The 12,475-nt window shown below is 72.3% G+C and carries 12 protein-coding genes; 9 read left to right on the top strand and 3 right to left on the bottom strand.

All coding sequences use genetic code 11. From position 1 onward, the window contains the following. The first annotated feature begins 7 nt into the window (after window positions 1-7). From ACZ3X1_RS12830 to def, 8 genes are all read left to right on the top strand, one after another. Entirely contained in the window at window positions 8-826 is an 819-nt protein-coding gene (locus tag ACZ3X1_RS12830; RefSeq protein ID WP_356815878.1) for an SOS response-associated peptidase, read from the top strand. Between the two features lie 25 nt (window positions 827-851). Next, window positions 852-1,502 (top strand): alpha/beta hydrolase family protein, encoded by a 651-nt coding sequence (locus tag ACZ3X1_RS12825; protein ID WP_356815879.1) that lies wholly within the window; start codon window positions 852-854, stop codon window positions 1,500-1,502. Between the two features lie 296 nt (window positions 1,503-1,798). Continuing rightward, the gene (locus ACZ3X1_RS12820) at window positions 1,799-2,443 is read left to right on the top strand and encodes a sigma-70 family RNA polymerase sigma factor (protein ID WP_030032333.1); all 645 of its coding nucleotides are present in this window, start codon (window positions 1,799-1,801) and stop codon (window positions 2,441-2,443) included. Further along, entirely contained in the window at window positions 2,440-2,745 is a 306-nt protein-coding gene (gene rsrA, locus ACZ3X1_RS12815; protein ID WP_030771481.1) for a mycothiol system anti-sigma-R factor, read from the top strand. The genes ACZ3X1_RS12820 and rsrA overlap by 4 nt, the downstream gene beginning before the upstream one ends. A 199-nt stretch (window positions 2,746-2,944) precedes the next feature. Then, window positions 2,945-4,513, top strand: a complete 1,569-nt coding sequence (locus tag ACZ3X1_RS12810) for an HD-GYP domain-containing protein (RefSeq protein WP_467279247.1) — start codon at window positions 2,945-2,947, stop codon at window positions 4,511-4,513. Then, window positions 4,510-5,769, top strand: coding sequence for an HD-GYP domain-containing protein (locus ACZ3X1_RS12805; protein WP_362626222.1), 1,260 nt, complete (start codon window positions 4,510-4,512; stop codon window positions 5,767-5,769). The genes ACZ3X1_RS12810 and ACZ3X1_RS12805 overlap by 4 nt, the downstream gene beginning before the upstream one ends. Before the next feature lie 120 nt (window positions 5,770-5,889). After that, the gene (locus tag ACZ3X1_RS12800; protein WP_326478279.1) at window positions 5,890-6,891 is read left to right on the top strand and encodes a tetratricopeptide repeat protein; all 1,002 of its coding nucleotides are present in this window, start codon (window positions 5,890-5,892) and stop codon (window positions 6,889-6,891) included. Between the two features lie 83 nt (window positions 6,892-6,974). Continuing rightward, on the top strand, window positions 6,975-7,619 hold the full coding sequence (gene def / locus ACZ3X1_RS12795) for a peptide deformylase (protein ID WP_356815410.1): 645 nt from the start codon (window positions 6,975-6,977) through the stop codon (window positions 7,617-7,619). Here def and ACZ3X1_RS12790 read toward each other — a convergent pair. Next, on the bottom strand, window positions 7,616-8,587 hold the full coding sequence (locus ACZ3X1_RS12790) for a helix-turn-helix domain-containing protein (RefSeq protein ID WP_467279239.1): 972 nt from the start codon (window positions 8,585-8,587) through the stop codon (window positions 7,616-7,618). The two genes, def and ACZ3X1_RS12790, sit on opposite strands and share 4 nt — an antisense overlap. A gap of 81 nt (window positions 8,588-8,668) precedes the next feature. On the opposite strand from ACZ3X1_RS12790, the gene ACZ3X1_RS12785 reads away from it, so the two are divergent. Then, window positions 8,669-8,896 carry a hypothetical protein gene (locus tag ACZ3X1_RS12785; protein ID WP_467279235.1) on the top strand — a complete coding sequence of 76 codons (228 nt, stop codon included), beginning with the start codon at window positions 8,669-8,671 and terminating at the stop codon, window positions 8,894-8,896. An 86-nt stretch (window positions 8,897-8,982) separates the two neighbouring features. Here ACZ3X1_RS12785 and ACZ3X1_RS12780 read toward each other — a convergent pair whose 3' ends face one another. Together ACZ3X1_RS12780 and ACZ3X1_RS12775 are read right to left on the bottom strand one after the other, a co-directional pair. Beyond that, window positions 8,983-9,999, bottom strand: coding sequence for a ribonucleotide-diphosphate reductase subunit beta (locus ACZ3X1_RS12780; protein ID WP_356815413.1), 1,017 nt, complete (start codon window positions 9,997-9,999; stop codon window positions 8,983-8,985). Further along, window positions 9,999-12,380: a ribonucleoside-diphosphate reductase subunit alpha gene (locus ACZ3X1_RS12775; protein ID WP_467279231.1), complete on the bottom strand. Its 2,382-nt coding sequence runs from the start codon at window positions 12,378-12,380 to the stop codon at window positions 9,999-10,001. The genes ACZ3X1_RS12780 and ACZ3X1_RS12775 overlap by 1 nt, the downstream gene beginning before the upstream one ends. Between the last annotated feature and the right edge of the window lie 95 nt (window positions 12,381-12,475).

The raw sequence follows: 12,475 nt of genomic DNA, 5'->3' as shown, positions 1-12,475 counted from the left end.
GACAGCCATGTGCGGACGGTATGCAGCGAGTCGTGGACCGCAGGACCTCGTGGAGGCCTTCGGCATCGAGAAGTGGGAGCCGGAGGAGGCCCTGGCCCCCGACTTCAACGTGGCGCCGACGAAGGAGGTCCACGTCGTCCTCGACCGCCCCCTGAAGGACGCTCCGGATCCGCGTCCGGTTCGCCAGCTGCGCGTCCTGAAATGGGGCCTGGTGCCTTCCTGGTCCAAGACCCCCGACGGCGCCGCGCGGATGATCAACGCCCGGTCGGAGACCCTGCACGAGAAGCCGTCCTTCCGCCGGGCGTTCGCGCAGCGCCGCTGCATCATCCCCGCCGACGGGTACTACGAGTGGGTCACCGCCCACGACGAGCGGCAGCTGGAGGTGGAGGGGAAGAAGAAGCGGGCCCGCAAGCAGCCCTACTTCGTGCTCCCCTCCGACGGCTCCCTCTTCGCCATGGCCGGCGTATACGAGTTCTGGCGCGACCGGACCCTGCCCGACGAGCACCCCCTCGCCTGGTGGGTGACCTGCTCGGTGATCACCACCGAGGCCGAGACCGGGCCGCTGGGGGTCGCCCCCGACGAAGGGCCGCGCTCACTGTCCGAGATCCACCCGCGGATGCCGCTGATGCTCACCCCCGACCGCTGGGACGCCTGGCTGGACCCCGCGAACACCGATACGGAGGGCACCCTCCGGGAACTGCTCGCACCCCCGCCGGCCGGCCTGATGCGGGCCTACCCGGTGTCCACCGCCGTGAGCAACGTACGCAACAACGGGCCCGAGCTGCTGACGGAACTGGCCGCGCCGGAGGAGGGCACACTCTTCTGACCGGCCGGGGCGGCACGATGGGCGCATGACCACGCGTACCGAGAGTGTAGGAACCCCGGCGGGCGAGGCCCGCGTCACCTGGCACACCGCTCCCCGGGCCCGGCTCGTCCTCGCCGTGAGCCACGGCGCCGGCGGCGGCATCGAGGCCCGGGACCTCCAGGCGCTGGCCGCCGCGCTGCCCGCCCGCAGGATCACGGTGGCGCTCGTCGAACAGCCCTGGCGGGTCGCCGGGAAAAAGGTCGCCGCCGCCCCCAAGGTGCTGGACGAGGGCTGGCGCGGGCTGTGGCCGGCTCTCGCCGAGCCCGGATTGCCGGTGGTCGCGGGCGGGCGCAGCGCCGGCGCCCGCGTGGCCTGCCGCACCGCCGCGGAACTGGGCGCCGCCGGCGTGCTCGCCCTCGCCTTCCCGCTGCACCCGCCGGGCCGGCCCGAGAAGTCCCGCGCCGAGGAGCTCACCGGGGCCGGCCGGCCCACCCTCGTGGTCCAGGGCGGCCGCGACCCCTTCGGCCGCCCCGACGAGTTCCCGGCGCCGACCGGGCGGCACCCGTACGAGCTCGTCGAGGTCGCCCACGGCGATCACGGCTTCGCGGTGCCGAAGAAGGCCGGTACCACCCAGGAGGACGCACTGCTGACGATCACCGAGGCGGTCGGGGACTGGCTCGCGCGGCTCCCCGCGTGACACCGGCCACACCCTCCCGGCGCCGGCCCGGCGAAGGCCGAAAACCCGTGGCGCGCCGGGGAATGCGCCGCCCCGCCCCTGGTGTTGTCCCGGATGTCGGTACACACGGAACGTCGGAGGAGAGGGAGCGAATGACCCAGGTCATCAGCCAGAACCGTCCGCAGGCCGCTGACCTGGACTGGACGGTGCTGCCCGCGCCCAAGCGCAGCCCGCTTCGAGCGGCGGAGGGCCGGGATGGTCGACTATTCTCCGATTCGAGCGGACCCGCTTTCGGAGCCGCCACGCAGTCGGAGGAGGTGGGTCCTGTCGCTGGGACCGACGAAGGCCACGCGGAGGAGACGACCCTGGAGCGCAACGCGCGCTTCGAACGGGACGCCCTCGGCTACCTCGACCAGATGTACTCGGCCGCTCTGCGCATGACGCGCAATCCGGCCGACGCCGAGGACCTGGTCCAGGAGACGTACGCGAAGGCGTACGCGTCCTTCCACCAGTTCCGCGAGGGCACCAACCTGAAGGCGTGGCTGTACCGCATTCTGACCAACACGTTCATCAACTCCTACCGCAAGAAGCAGCGCGAGCCCCAGCGCAGCGCCGCGGAGGAGATCGAGGACTGGCAGCTGGCGCGCGCCGAGTCGCACATGTCGACCGGACTGCGCTCGGCCGAGTCGCAGGCGCTCGACCACCTGCCCGACTCGGATGTCAAGGAAGCCCTGCAAGCCATTCCGGAAGAGTTCCGCATCGCGGTCTATCTTGCCGACGTAGAGGGCTTTGCGTACAAGGAGATCGCGGACATCATGGGTACACCCATCGGGACGGTCATGTCGCGACTGCACCGTGGCCGCCGTCAACTCCGCGGAATGCTGGAGGACTATGCCCGTGAGCGCGGGCTGGTTCCCGCGGGCGCGGGCGAGGCGAACGACCGGAAAGGCTCGGGCTCATGAGTTGCGGAGAGCCGCACGAGACAGAGTGCTCTGAGGTCCTGGACCACCTGTACGAGTTCCTCGACCATGAGATGCCCGACAGCGACTGCACGAAGTTCGAGACCCACTTCGGCGAGTGCAACCCCTGTCTGGAGAAGTACGGGCTGGAACAGGCCGTGAAGAAGCTGGTCAAGCGCTGCTGCGGGTCGGACGACGTGCCGAGCGACCTGCGGTCGAAGGTGATGGGCCGGATCGAGCTGATCCGGTCGGGTCAGGCGGTGCCCGACCACGACGTCACCGCCGACCATCCCGCTCCCGGCTGACCGCTCCCGGTACCGGTCGAACAGTTGAACAGCCGCCCCCGGCAGATCAGTTCATTCACCCGAATGCGCTAATCCGGGGGCGTCCGCACGGCGCAATAAGAAAAAGCGGCCCGCCCCGCTCGGGGCCCCACCTATTCTCCCCAATCGGTACCGGTCGGATTCGGTACCCGGCTTGCCCGGCCCAGGGGAGGAGAGCGCCATGCGGGGTCTTCCGCCGGCCGCACGCGGATTGGTCCTCTGCGCCGTCCTGGCGGCGCTCGCCTGCACCGCCCCGGCCCTCACGGACTCCGCCGTTTCCCGGCCGGCCGTGATCCTGCTCGCCGGGCTCTACCTCGGCTGCGAGCTGGTGAAGAGCTGCCCGCTGCCGGGCCGGCGGGTGCCCGAGGGCATCGGCTCCTTCTTCCCCGTGGTGCTCGCCGCCGTCTTCCTGCTGCCGCCCGCGGCCGCCGCGCTCGTGGCGCTGCCCGGGGCCTTCGCCGCTCCGGTGGTCCAGCGGCCCGCCCTGGTGCGCCGGGTCTGGCACGGCGCCCAGCAGTCCATGGGCGCCTGGGTCGCGGGGCAGGTGTTCGGGCTGCTCGCAGGCCCGGCCGCGCTCGGCGGCGGGCCCTCCGCGCGGGCGGCCGACTTCCCCTACGCGATGCTCCCCGCGACCGCGGCGGCCACTGCCTTCTGCCTGGTGGTCACCGCGCTCGACGGGGCCGTCCTGGCCGCCGCCGAACGCGGGCCCGCCGCCACCGCCCGGCACGGCCTGCTCACCCGCTCCGTCGCCCCGCACTGCGTCCACGGCCTCGCCGGCCTGATGATGGCCGTGATGTGGCGCAGCCCGTACGGGGTCCCGGCCGCACTGCTCGTCCTGCTGCCGATGTACGTCTCCTGCTGGGTCTTCGCCCAGTACCACCGCGAGCGCGCCGCCCACCAGGCCACCATCCGCGCCCTCGTCCAGGCCGTCGACATCAAGGACCGCTACACGCGCGGCCACAGCGAACGGGTCGGCCAGGCCTCCACGATGATCGCCCGCGAGCTGGGGATGGCCGAGGACAGGCTGGAAGTGGTGCGCATCGCCGGCATCCTGCACGACGTCGGCAAGCTCGGCGTCCCGACGCGGCTGCTGCGCAAGGACGGCCCCCTGACCCCGCAGGAGCGCCGGATCATCGAGCTGCACCCCGAGTACGGGCACGAGATGGTGCGCGGCATCGGTTTCCTGGGAGAGGCCAGGTCCGCGATCCTGCACCATCACGAACGGGTGGACGGCTCCGGCTATCCGTACGGGCTGACCGGCGAGCAGATCCCGGTGCTGGCCCGGGTGGTGGCGGTGGCCGACGCCTTCGACGCGATGACCTCGACCCGCTCGTACAGCCGGGCCCGGCCGGTGCCCACCGCCCTGGCGGAGCTGGACCGGTGCGCGGGCGCACAGTTCGATCCGGTGATGGTACGGGCCCTCACCGACGCCATCGGCCGGCACGGCTGGCATCCGGTGGTCACCTCCGACGACGACCTCCAGGTGATCAGCGAAAACGCGCCCGCCGGGGTGGCGGGTGCCGGGGTGCCGGGCCCGGCGGTACCGCTGCCGGGCCACGGCCCGGCCGACGGGAGCGGCGGCCCGCTGCCCGAGCGGGTCCGCACCGCCCGACCGGCCGCGCGGACGGCGCTGCGCGCCCTGTCCGCGCAGGACGCGGCGCCCGCCGGCGCCGACGCCCCCCGGAGCCAGGCCCCGCCCGCCTGGGGGCGGCGCGGTCGCGACGGGGACGGTGCCGGGGCGGGCGGATGAGGGCCGCAGCCGCATGGGCGGTGCGGGGGGCCGCGGCCGTGCTGACCGCCGCCGCCCTCGCCCACACCCTGTGGCACGGGCTGGCCGAGCCCGGCGCCGCTCTGGCCTTCGGCTTCCTGGTCGCCGTCGGCGAGCTCACCCGCAGGGACCGGCCCGGGGCCCCCGACCACCAGAGCGCGCCGCTCGGCTCGGCCGGCGCCCTCGCCTACGCACTGCTCGGCCAGAACGCCGGCCAGCCGACCCACCACGGCGTGCTGGAGACCGTCGCCGTCGTCGTCGCGGCCGCCCTGGCGGGGATCGTCCCGCACGTCGCCCGCGGCCGCGGGCCCGCCCTGGACCACCTGGCCCGCCGGGCGCTCACCGTCGCCTTCGCCGCGGCGTGCTTCCAGCCGCTCTACAACTCCGGCCGGCTGGAGGAGCGGGTGGGCCAGGGCCCGTACCTCGTCGTCTTCCTGCTGCTCCTGCTGGGCCTCACAGCCCTGTGCGACGCCGTACTCGCCGCGGCCCTCGCCGGAGCCCGTACGGGCTGGCCGTACGGGCCCCGGCTGCGCGACGGGCTGCGCGCCCAGCTCGGCATCGGCTCGGCGATCTGCGCCACCGGAGTCGTCATGGCACTCGGCGCGGCCGTCGCGGGCCTGTGGGCCGTCCCCGTCTTCAGCGTGCCGCTGCTGCTGACCCAGCTGTCCTTCCACCGGATCACCGCGATCCGCACCACCTACCGCCAGACCATCACCTCCCTGGCCCGGGCCACCGAGATCGCCGGCTGCACCCCGCCGGGCCACTCCCGCCGGGTCGCGGCCCTCAGCTGCGCCGTCGGCCGGGAGCTGGGCCTGTCGGAGCGGGAGCTCACGGTGCTGGAGTACGCCGCCCTGATGCACGACATCGGCCAGCTCTCCCTGGTCGACCCGGTGCCGGACGGGGCCACCGCCGAGCTGCCCGCCGCCGAGGCCCGCCGGATCGCCGGACTGGGCGGGGAGGTGGCCCGGCAGACCGGGGTGCCCGCCGAGGTGGCGGTGGTGGTGGAGCGGCAGGCGGACCCGTACCGGGAGCAGCCCGCGCTGGCCCGGATCGTGCGCGCGGTGAACGCCTACGACGACCTGGTGGGCGGGAACCGTCACCCGGGCGGCTCACTGGCCGCCCTGGAGCAGCTCCGCCTGGGGACCGGGCGGGATTACCAGCCGGAGGTCGTGGAGTGTCTGGCGAGGGTTCTGGCCAGGGGCGGACGTGGCAGAGTGGTGCCCGTCCCACCTGGGTAACCCATGGGTAATGAGCGGCCGTCCGAGTGGGCATGGTTGGATGCCAGTAAGAGTGTCGGCAAGGCTGCACCGTAGTCCCCCAGCCACCGCTGGGAGGGTGCCCCCAGGCAGGCGGGAATCGTGAGGATCTTCGGGAAGGTACGGCATCGGCCCTCCGCCTCGTGGCGGCAGGCCACCGACCGCGCGTTCACGCTGATCGGCGACGGGCGGTACGAGGACGCCGGAGCGCTGCTGACCAGAGCCGCCGACCTGGAGCCGTGGCTCTCCGAGTCCTGGTTCAACCTGGCCCTGCTGCACAAGTTCCGGCACGACTGGGAGCAGGCGCGGGCCGCCGGACTGCGCGCCGTGGCCCTGCTGGACCGTGAGACCGGAGCCCCCGACTGGTGGAACGTCGGGATCGCCGCCACCGCGCTCCAGGACTGGCCGCTGGCCCGCCGGGCCTGGCAGGCGTACGGGCTGAAGGTGCCCGGAGACCCCCACGGAGCGAACGGCGGCGGGAACGGCGAGCCGGTCGGCATGGAGCTCGGCAGCGCCGCCGTGCGGCTCTCGCCCGAAGGCGAGGCCGAGGTGGTCTGGGGCCGTCGGCTCGATCCGGCCAGGCTGGAGGTCCTCTCGATCCCGCTGCCGTCCTCGGGACGGCGCTGGGGCGAGGTCGTCCTCCACGACGGGGTGCCGCACGGCGAGCGGGTGACCGCGGCGGGACCCTCGTACCCGGTGTTCGACGAGATCGAGCTGTGGGCGCCGTCGCCGGTGCCGACCTGGGTGGTGCTGCTGGAGGCGGCCACCGAGGCGGACCGCGACGCGCTGGAGCAGCTGGCCTCGGACGCGGGCTTCGCCGCCGAGGACTGGTCCTCGTCGGTGCGGCTGCTGTGCCGGACCTGCTCGGAGAGCGAGATGCCGAGCGACGAGGGCGACGGCGAGCACCTGGATCCGCACGACCACAGCGAGCCGGGGCACCCCGGACCGCTGGGGCACCGAACGGCGGGCTCCGGCTCCCTGTGGGTGCCCGAGCGGGAATGCGGCATCGCGGCACCGGCCGGACTCGTGCGCGGACTCCTGGACGGCTGGGTCGCCGACAGCCCCGACAGCCGCGAGTGGCGGGATCTCGAAGAAGTCTGCTGAGCCGGGGCCGTAGGCTGTACGGGCACATCGGTGGCCATCGGCGACCACCGGTGACCGGCACTTACGGAAGGCGTACGGCGGACATGGCGCAGCAGGAGAACCAGGTTGTCGATGGTGGCGAGGTCGTGAACGACGGGTACGTCGTGGACACCGAGGACTGTGAGGCGCGCGAGCTGGCCCACCGGCAGCGCGGCACCGCCCGCCCGATCACGGTCGTCGGCAACCCGGTCCTGCACAGCGAGTGCAAGGACGTCACCGAGTTCGGCGACGAGCTGGCCCAGCTGATCGACGACATGTTCGCCAGCCAGAAGGCGGCCGAGGGCGTGGGCCTGGCCGCGAACCAGATCGGCGTGGACGCCAAGGTCTTCGTCTACGACTGCCCGGACGACGAGGGCGTGCGCCACACCGGTGTCGTGGTCAACCCCAAGCTCGTCGAGCTGCCGGCGGGCTCGCGGGTGCTGGACGACTCCAACGAGGGCTGCCTGTCCGTCCCGACGGCCTACGCCTCGCTGGCCCGCCCGGACTACGCCGAGGTCGAGGGCCAGGACGCCCAGGGCAACCCGATCAAGGTCCGTGGCACCGGCTACTTCGCCCGCTGCCTGCAGCACGAGACCGACCACCTGTACGGCTACCTGTACATCGACCGGCTCTCGAAGCGGGACCGCAAGGACGCCCTGCGCCAGATGGAGGAGGGCACCCCCCGCTACGAGACCGTCCCCAACGCCTAGTTCCAGGCGGCCTGCGGGCCCCGGAAGGCACGCCTGAACGCGTTCGGCGTGGTGCCCAGGGTCCGCAGGAAGTGGTGGCGCAGCGCGGCCGCGTTGCCGAAGCCGGAGCGGCCGGCGATCGCGTCGACCGTGTCGTCGGTGGACTCCAGCAACTCCTGCGCCAGCAGCACCCGCTGGCGCAGTACCCACTTGTACGGGGTGGTGCCGGTCTCCTGCAGGAAGCGGCGGGCGAACGTCCGCGGTGACATGTGCGCGCGCTCCGCGAGCTGCTCGACGGTGATCTCCTCCTCCAGGTGGCGGGCCATCCACCCGATCACCTCCCCCACCGTGTCGCAGGACGTGCGCGGCAGCGGCCGCTGGATGTACTGTGCCTGCCCGCCGTCCCGGTGGGGCGGTACGACCATCCGCCGCGCGACGGCGTTGGCCACCTCGGCGCCGTGCTCCTGGCGGATCAGGTGCAGGCAGGCGTCGATGCCCGAGGCGGTGCCGGCCGAGGTGATCACCGGGCCCTCGTCGACGTAGAGCACGTCCGGGTCGACCAGCGCCCGCGGGAAGCGCCGCGCCAGGGCCGGGGCGTGCATCCAGTGCGTGGTGCAGCGCCGGCCGTCCAGCAGCCCCGCCGCGCCGAGCACGTAGGCCCCGCTGCACACGCTGAACACCCGCGCGCCGCGCTCCACACCGCGGCGCAGCGCGGCCAGCAGCGGCTCCGGGTAAGTGCGTTCGGAAGCGTTGCGGAAGGCGGGCACGCAGATCAGGTCGGCGCTCTCCAGCCGCTCCAGCCCGTGGGCGGGGGCGAACGCGAAACCGGTCCCGGACATGGTCAGCGGGCCGTCCTCCGCCGCGCAGACGGCGTAGTCGTACACCGGCAGCCCGTGGTCGCTGCGGTCGATCCCGAAGACTTCGCAGAAGATCCCGAACTCGAAGGGGGCCACTTCGTCGAGGAGGGCCACGGCCACATTGGTCAGCATGGATCCAGTGTGGCAGTAATTCGCTCTTCCATGACAGTCCTGCCACTGGCCGGGTTTTGTGAACGGGGTGACAGTGGATACATGAACACGTTCCTGAGCTACCTCGCCGTCCTCGCCGTCGCCACCCTGCTCCTCGCCCCCAGCTTCTACGGGGCCCTGCGCGAGCGGCGGATCGACCGGGAGCTGCGGGCCGCCCGGACCCGGCTCGTGTGGCTGCCCCGGCAGAAGGCGGGCGGCATGCCGCCCACGCCGGGCCACCGGCACGGCCTGCGGTCCGCCGCCTGGCGCCGGGGACGCCTCGCCCACTGAGCTTGGCCGGCGCCCTCCCCGCCCCGGTACGCCGAGAGCCGGGACGCGATCGCCTCGCGTCCCGGCTCCCGGTGCACCTGTGGGACTCAGAAGTCCTCGTCCAGGTCGACCGTGCCCTCGACCGCGACCTGGTAGGCCGACGGGCGGCGCTCGAAGAAGTTCGTCAGCTCCTGGACACCCTGGAGCTCCATGAACGAGAACGGGTTCTGCGAGCCGTACACCGGCGGGAAGCCGAGACGGACCAGGCGCTGGTCCGCGACACACTCCAGGTACTCGCGCATCGACTCGGTGTTCATCCCCGGCAGGCCGTCACCGCACAGATCGCGGCCGAACTGCAGCTCCGCCTCCACGGCCTCCTTCAGCATGTCGGTGACCTGCTGCTGGAGCTCGTCGTCGAAGAGTTCGGGCTCCTCCTTGCGGACCGTGTCCACGACCTCGAACGCGAAGTTCATGTGCATGGTCTCGTCACGGAACACCCAGTTGGTGCCGGTGGCCAGGCCGTGCAGCAGACCGCGGGAGCGGAACCAGTACACGTACGCGAAGGCGCCGTAGAAGAACAGGCCCTCGATGCACGCCGCGAAGCAGATCAGGTTCAGCAGGAAGCGCCGGCGGTCGGCCTGCGTCTCCAGCCGCTCGATCTTCTCGACCGAGTCCATCCACTTGAAGCAGAACTGCGCCTTCTCACGGATGGAGGGGATCTCCTCCACCGCGTCGAACGCGGCCGCGCGGTCGTCCGGGTCGGGCAGGTAGGTGTCGAGCAGCGTCAGATAGAACTGGACGTGCACGGCCTCCTCGAACAGCTGGCGCGACAGGTACAGGCGCGCCTCGGGGGAGTTGATGTGCTTGTAGAGCGTCAGCACCAGGTTGTTCGAGACGATCGAGTCGCCCGTCGCGAAGAACGCGACCAGACGGCCGATCATGTGCTGCTCGGCGGGCGTCAGCTTCGCGAGGTCGGCGACGTCCGAGTGGAGGTCGACCTCCTCGACGGTCCAGGTGTTCTTGATCGCGTCCCGGTAGCGCTCGTAGAAGTCCGGGTAGCGCATCGGGCGGAGCGTGAGCTCGAAGCCCGGGTCCAGGAGGTTCTTCTTGTCGGTGGAGCTCATTACTGGCAGGCCTCGCAGGACTCGGGGTTCTCAAGGGAGCAGGCAAGCGCCTCGGCGTCGACGGCCTGCGGGAGCGCCACCGGAGCGGCGGTGGCGGCCTGGGCGGCGCGGGCGATCTTCGTCGCCGGGCGCGAGCGCAGGTAGTACGTGGTCTTCAGGCCCTGCTTCCAGGCGTACGCGTACATCGAGCTGAGCTTGCCGATCGTGGGCGTCTCCAGGAACAGGTTCAGCGACTGCGACTGGTCCAGGAACGGTGTACGGGCCGCCGCCATGTCGATCAGACCGCGCTGCGGGATCTCCCACGCCGTGCGGTACAGCTCGCGGACCTCGGCCGGGATCCAGCCGAAGCCCTGGACCGAGCCGGAGGAGTCGCGCAGCGCCTCACGGGTCTGGGCGTCCCACACGCCGAGCGCCTTCAGCTCCTCCACCAGGTAGCCGTTCACCTGGAGGAACTCCCCCGACAGGGTCTCGCGCTTGAAGAGGTTGGAGACCTGCGGCTCGATGCACTCGTACACGCCGGCGATCGAGGCGATCGTCGCCGTCGGGGCGATGGCAAGGAGCAGGGAGTTGCGCATGCCGGTCTCGGCCACGCGGGCGCGCAGCGCGTCCCAGCGCTCCGGCCAGTTCAGCTCGGTGTCGTAGTGGTCCGGGTGCAGGACACCGCGCGCGGTGCGCGTCTGGTCCCAGGCCGGCAGCGGGCCGCTGCGCTCGGCGAGGTCGCAGGAGGCCTCGTACGCGGCCAGCATGATGCGCTCGGAGAGCTTGGTGGACAGGGCCTTCGCCTCGGAGGAGTCGAAGGGCAGCTTCAGCTTGAAGAAGACGTCCTGGAGGCCCATCGCGCCCAGGCCCACCGGACGCCAGCGGGCGTTGGAGCGGCCGGCCTGCTCGGTCGGGTAGAAGTTGATGTCCACCACGCGGTCGAGGAACGTCACGGCGGTGCGGACGGTCTCGTCGAGGCGCTCCCAGTCGATCTCGCCGTCCACGACGAAGGCACCCAGGTTGACCGAGCCGAGGTTGCAGACGGCCGTCTCGCCGTCGTTGGTGACCTCGATGATCTCGGTGCACAGGTTCGAGGAGTGCACGACCGTGCCCGGCTCGGCGGTCTGGTTCGCCGTGCGGTTGGAGGCGTCCTTGAAGGTCATCCAGCCCTGGCCGGTCTGCGCGAGGGTGCGCATCATCCGGCCGTACAGGTCCCGGGCGGGCATGGTCTTGCGGGCGAGGCCGTCCGCCTCGGCCTTGCGGTAGGCGGCGTCGAACTCGTCGCCCCACAGGTCGACCAGCTCGGGCACGTCGGCCGGGGAGAACAGCGACCACTCGGCGTCGGCGTTCACGCGGCGCATGAACTCGTCCGGGACCCAGTGGGCGAGGTTCAGGTTGTGGGTGCGGCGCTGGTCCTCACCGGTGTTGTCGCGGAGCTCCAGGAACTCCTCGACGTCCGCGTGCCAGGTCTCCAGGTAGACCGCGGCGGCGCCCTTGCGGCGGCCGCCCTGGTTCACGGCGGCGACGGACGCGTCGAGGGTCTTCAGGAACGGCACGATGCCGTTGGAGTGGCCGTTGGTGCCGCGGATCAGGGAACCGCGGGCGCGGATGCGGGAGTACGACAGGCCGATGCCGCCCGCGTGCTTCGACAGGCGTGCGACCTGGTGGTAGCGGTCGTAGATGGAGTCCAGCTCGTCCAGCGGGGAGTCCAGCAGGTAGCAGGAGGACATCTGCGGGTGCCGGGTGCCGGAGTTGAAGAGCGTGGGGGAGGAGGGCAGGTAGTCGAGGCGGCTCATCAGCCGGTACAGCGAGGCCACTTCCTCGACGGCCTGGACGCTCTCGTCCGCGGCGAGGCCGCAGGCCACGCGCAGCATGAAGTACTGCGGGGTCTCGATGACCTGACGGGTGATCGGGTGGCGCAGCAGGTAGCGGCTGTGCAGGGTGCGCAGGCCGAAGAAGCCGAAACGGTCGTCGGCGCCCTCGGCGAGGGTGTGCTCGACCAGCGCGTCCAGGCGGCTCGCGTGCGTGCGCACGAACTCGGCGGTGCGGTCGGCGATGAGGCCCTCGCGGTGGCCGACCTCGACGGAGGCGGAGAAGGATGTGGAGCCCTGGCTCGCGGCCTCGTCACGCACGGCCAGCGTCAGCAGGCGGGCGGCGAGCTTGGAGTACGCGGGGTCCTCGGAGATCAGTCCGGCGGCGGACTCGGTGGCCAGCCCGCGCAGTTCGGCGTCGTCGGCGGCGGAGCTGCGGCCGCGGAGCGCGGCGGCGGCGACGCGGCCGGGGTCGGTGTCGGGGAGGTCCGCCGTAAGTTCGGTGAGGGTACGCAGCAGCGTGGCCCCCGGGCCCTCGGTGTTGTCGCCAGAAACGGACTCGGCGCGCGGTGCGGAAGGCGCGATGGTCACGGCGGGAGCTCTCCCTCGCTCGGCCCGGGGCATCGGCGGGGGGCGCGGGCGCATGCGGGCGTGGCAGGAGGGCACACCGCATGGCGTCCACCGGC

The organism is Streptomyces sp. NPDC023541, assembly GCF_055559995.1.
The sequence above is the reverse complement of the archived record's forward strand: the minus strand, read 5'-3'. Positions and strand labels throughout refer to the sequence as shown.